Below are 4,962 nucleotides of genomic sequence, written 5' to 3'. Positions count from 1 at the left end.
TTTTCTAGAGCAGCTTCGGTAAATTTTTCTACAGTAGTCTGAAATACCAAAGCAACAATTGTCGCCACTGTTATCGGTTCCATAGATAAAATCGGGGTGATGAGGGTTAACTTATTTATTGGGTTTTGATTTTTTCCCATAATATAGGGATTTTAGAGATTGCTTCAGTGGTAAATTCCTGTACTGCTAAAGTAAACTTGTGGTTAAGGGCTCATTCATGATTCAGTCCTCATTTTGGCTTTCATAATTTTATTCTGCCCTATTTTTCTCGATCAGTCACAGTCCATGACACAATCACAGCAATCAGTCTAAACTGTGATTGAAATGATTGAATGAATACTATGATTATATTGTATTCAGCAACCTTTTATCAATAATCAATCACAGTCCATGACACAATCACAGCAACCACAGTCAAGACGGCATGGGAGAGGAAAGATCCGTGTTATCGTAAAAATGGGGATAGATGGGGAGTTTGGTCTTGCAAAATCGGCAAATAGGGATAAAATCAAAACAAGTTAATTTTTTCCTTACCATATCATGTTAACCCCATCGGATAGTAAATTATCTAAGCAGCAGCAGATTCTCTCGGCTGTTTCCGAAGAAGAACAGCTTAAACAGCAACGGATTCAGGAAGTGCTATTGTTAATAGATAGTTTATTCCAAAGAGAGGAAACGACTTTTAGAATTATCATCGACTGTCTTTACGATGTGGGTTCGTTAAATTTAATTAATAAAAAGTTTCATAGTCGTCACTTAAATTTTATTATGAAAGCGATCGCTCGTTTTTCTAAGCCTATATTCAGAATTTATGCTCTCTATTGGGTGAAGAAAAATAGCCCCAAATTAATCACTAATTGGTTGGCTAGTAAGGTTAAATTCTAGCCAAGGATAAACTCCAGAGACAGATGATAGGTAGTGCGTTACGACGGATTGTTACCTTCAAGTCAAAGCAGCAATTTTGGCCGTCTAACGCACCCTACCTTTTACTACTTAGTTGATGATAGGTGGTGCGTTACGACGGATTGTTACCTTCAAGTCAAAGCAGCAATTTTGGCCGTCTAACGCACCCTACGTTTTACTACTTAGTTGATGATAGGTGGTGCGTTACGACGGATTGTTACCTTCAATTCAAAGCAGCAATTTTGGCCGTCTAACGCACCCTACCTTTTGCTTCGTACCTCACTATTAAGATCTAGGGACTAAATTTGCACCTGTCTGAGATGACGACGGGGATCGGTGGTACGCTGAGATTTAATTTTCTCGTATAATTCCCGTTCGATCGCCGTTAATTCTTTGGGAGTATCGATGACAATTTTGACTAATTGATCGCCGCGTTGTCCTTTATTATCGATCCAACCTTTGCCTCGTAAGCGCAGGGATTGACCGGAACGAATACCGGCGGGAACTTTTACCGTCACCATGCCATCGGGGGTAGGAACTTCGATCGCTGTGCCTAAAACCGCCTCATCGGGGGTAATCGGGACTTCACAGGTTAAATTATCGCCTTCAAAAGTAAAGAAAGGATGGGGTTCTAATTCCACATCGAGAAATAGATCTCCCCGTTGTTTACTCAAGGGATCGATTAGTCCTTTACCCCGTACCCGGAGACGATTACCGGTTTTGGTTCCTGGGGGGATTTTGATATCGATCATTTCTCCGGCTAAATTAACCCGTTTTTGTACTCCTCGTAAAGCTTCCGCAAAAGTCAGACGCAGTTTAGCGGTGGAGATGCCAGAAGTGACGGATTGCGGTGGAGTACGAGAGCCGGCAAAGTCGTTAAAATTGCTAAAATCGCTAAATCCTCCCCCCGGAGTACCGTAGGAATGGGAACGGGGGCGAGTACCGCCGGAGCGGCCCATGCGACCGAGCAGTTCATTGATAAAATCATCAAAGGTGCTGTACTGGCTAAAGTCAAAACCGTCGGAACCGAAGTCAACCCCCGGATTACCACCTGGCCAATTCGATCGTCCGGACTGTTGCCAATATTGTCCAAATTGATCGTATTTTTGGCGTTTTTCGCTATCGGAGAGGACTTCGTAAGCTTCACTAATTTCTTTAAAACGTTCTTCGGCGCTTTTATCGTTAGGATTGCGATCGGGGTGATATTTGACGGCTAATTTACGAAAAGCTTTTTTAATTTCTTCAGCGCTGGCAGTTTTACCTACTCCCAGAACGGCATAATAATCTTTATAATCTGCGGCAGGCATCGATACGCTATCTCCTTAGCAATGAGGATTCAGTCGGAATATTCCTAATCTAACTTAATTTTATCGCTGATCACTGAAAGGGAAATTGCCGACGACGACGATACCAAGTTCCCACACCTACTAACAGAGCAATGAGGGTAAAAGCCACCATTAGGGGCAATATATCGCCTTTTCCCAAAGATTTTAAACCCGCACCCATCATGACAAAGGGTAAAATTCCAGGGACAGTGCCTAATAAAGTACCGATCAAATAATCGCGAAAACGGATAGAAGTTAATCCCGCAACAAAGTTAACGATACCGTAGGGAATAATCGGTAATAGACGGATAGCAAACATATAAAATAGGCCGCCTTGCTGCATTTCTGCATCGATCGCTTGCCATTTTCCCTGAAATTTTTTGGCGGTATATTCCCGGCCGATAGTACGGGTAAAAGCAAAGGCAACTATAGCGGCCACCAAAGCGGCGATCGTTGTCCAAACGGTTCCCATAACTACCCCAAAGATGGCCCCACCACTGAGGTTTAAGGGGGTAGAAGGCAGAATTAAAATTGTCCCGATCGTATAGAGAATAATATACAAAATGGGGGCTATAATTCCCATTTGTTTTAACCAGATCTGTAATTGTTGGGAGTCGATACCACCGAGCAGATAAACTCCGATCGCCGTGGCGATAATACAAATTATGGTTAGGATAATAACACTACTTTTAGTTTTAGACATTTAACGGCAATTTTGGGCTAAGTTCGGGTTGCAAAACATAAGATGCAGCCGGGGTCTATATTTCCCTATTGCCAAAAATATAGCAGAAATCGGCATAGGATCGATCTCGATCTCAATATTAGCGGGCTGCCCTATCTGTCCCCAAATTACCCCCGATATCGGTGTGGGTAGTTCAGTTAATCTCCTCGCAAACCACGATCGAAAAACCATTGACTTTATAGCGATTGGCAATTACTGCTCCTTGCTCCACAGACCAACAATTATAATCGGTTTCTGCCCAAGCTGCCGTGTCAATAATTCTTACCCAACGATAATTATTGCCTGGGGAGGGAAGGCGAAAATCCACTGGCAGATGATACATATTAATTAACACCAAAAAATCGTGATCACCGACGGCACTACCATCAATTAAAAACCAAATAGAGCGATCATGGGCAGTTAAATCGCTAACACCATCGGGTTTCTTAAATAAATAGGTGACATTATTGCCCGCATCGAGAACCAGATCACCGTAGCGGTGCTGTTTGAGTGCTATATGATTGTTTCTTAAGTGAGCAATATAAGCGGCAAAAATAAATAAAGGATTGCGTTCTTCTTGATTAGTTCCCGTGCCAAAATTATTGTGATAAGCTTCCCGATAACCGGTGGGCAGTAGATGGGGTGAACGGGTGGCAATCATATCATAATTATTCCAAGTGGCCACACTATCAATATTGTAGGGATTATTATTACCATTTTGAGTGCGGCCAAATTCATCGCCCCAGACAGTCATGGGAACACCGCGAGATAAAAATTGCATCGTCCAAAAGTTGCGTAATCTTTGGCGACGTAAGGCCTGATTACCGCCAGAATCCCAAGAATCGTTATTATTATTGCCGCCATCGGAAGGACCAAAGGGCCAGGGAGTGAGGTTATTTTTGTTGTTATAACTGACCAAATCCATCAGGGTAAAACCATCGTGGGCAACAATAAAATCGATCGATTTTTGGGGTCCGCCTTGGTCGTTAAAATTGCGATAATCTCCGTTCACCTGTTCGATGAATTGAAAAGTATTACCATCTCCCTTTAAAAAACGCCGAATTGCATCGCGATAACGGCCATTCCACTCGCCCCAAACCGTCGGGAAATTACCCACTTCGTAACCCCAGCTATCCCAAGCTTCGGCGATCATTTCGGCATCGTATTTCTTGCCTAATTTCTCGATCTTTTCTAACAAAGGATGTTTAGGAAAGAATTGTTTTTGTTTGCCCCGATCTTCTCGTTGATGACTAGAAGGAGTTCGACCGAGGACGGGGGCCAGATCAAAACGAAAACCATCAACTCCCATGGTTTCTAACCAATAGGTGAGGGAATCAAGAACCAGATTACAGGTGACACTATGGGAAAAATTTAATTGATTTCCGCAGCCTGTCGCCCCATCGAGTAGATAATGTTCATCGGTGAGTTGATAGTATTCCACCACATCAAAACCACCAAAACTAACAAATCCGGTGACATCGTTGCTGCCCCAATTGCCCCCTTCTCCGGTGTGATTATAGACCACATCGAGATAAACTTCCATACCTTGGTCGTGGAAAGCTTTGACCATGGCCTTAAATTCTCTGGTGGGTCCCCCGGGGGAGCGATCGTAAGCATAACGGCGATCGGGGGCGAAATAACCAAAGGTCATGTAACCCCAATAGTTACCACCGGGGCGATCATCGGTGTTATTATCGTTAGCGGTTTCTTGGACGGGTAAGAGTTCGATGGTAGTAAATCCTAGTGCTTTTAGGTATTTGGCCATATAGCCGGCTCCCGCATAAGTTCCTCTGTACTGGTAGGGAACGTTGGCCACTTCCTCAAAACCCGTAATTCCCTTGAGAATATCTTCTAAACGACTAGCGGAGGGGTGATTGCTTAAACCGCGCACATGGGCCTCTTGACACTCCCGTTGCCTAAAGGCGTGGGGATTCTTCATTCACAGGGAGATGCCTTGCAAAAGCAGTGCCTTTACTTGGTCTTACTCTCCCTCCAGAAGCAGTAGCGGTATGC

Annotated in this window: 3 protein-coding genes and 1 pseudogene; 1 reads left to right on the top strand and 3 read right to left on the bottom strand. The window is 43.6% G+C overall.

Features of this window, described 5'->3' with window-relative positions:
• Positions 1-540: 540 nt before the first annotated feature.
• On the top strand, positions 541-885 hold the full coding sequence (locus tag H6G48_RS06000) for a hypothetical protein (RefSeq protein WP_002738818.1): 345 nt from the start codon (positions 541-543) through the stop codon (positions 883-885).
• A gap of 317 nt (positions 886-1,202) precedes the next feature.
• Here the strand turns inward: H6G48_RS06000 and H6G48_RS05995 are convergent, their stop codons facing one another.
• From H6G48_RS05995 to H6G48_RS05985, 3 genes and pseudogenes are all read right to left on the bottom strand, one after another.
• Positions 1,203-2,210, bottom strand: coding sequence for a DnaJ C-terminal domain-containing protein (locus H6G48_RS05995; RefSeq protein WP_190356990.1), 1,008 nt, complete (start codon positions 2,208-2,210; stop codon positions 1,203-1,205).
• A 70-nt stretch (positions 2,211-2,280) separates the two neighbouring features.
• Positions 2,281-2,931, bottom strand: a complete 651-nt coding sequence (locus H6G48_RS05990; RefSeq protein WP_190720072.1) for a TVP38/TMEM64 family protein — start codon at positions 2,929-2,931, stop codon at positions 2,281-2,283.
• 172 nt (positions 2,932-3,103) lie between these two features.
• Positions 3,104-4,849: pseudogene (locus H6G48_RS05985) on the bottom strand (alpha-amylase family glycosyl hydrolase); the annotation flags it as partial.
• Between the last annotated feature and the right edge of the window lie 113 nt (positions 4,850-4,962).

This window comes from Microcystis flos-aquae FACHB-1344, from assembly GCF_014698375.1.
GTDB lineage: Bacteria > Cyanobacteriota > Cyanobacteriia > Cyanobacteriales > Microcystaceae > Microcystis > Microcystis aeruginosa.
This window is presented reverse-complemented; position numbering and strand designations above follow the sequence as displayed.

Bases quoted from the DNA above. Each gene is read 5' to 3' on its own strand.
- H6G48_RS06000 (WP_002738818.1), top strand. From the start codon at position 541: ATGTTAACCCCATCGGATAGTAAATTATCTAAGCAGCAGCAGATTCTC.
- H6G48_RS05995 (WP_190356990.1), bottom strand. From the start codon at position 2,210: ATGCCTGCCGCAGATTATAAAGATTATTATGCCGTTCTGGGAGTAGGT.
- H6G48_RS05990 (WP_190720072.1), bottom strand. From the start codon at position 2,931: ATGTCTAAAACTAAAAGTAGTGTTATTATCCTAACCATAATTTGTATT.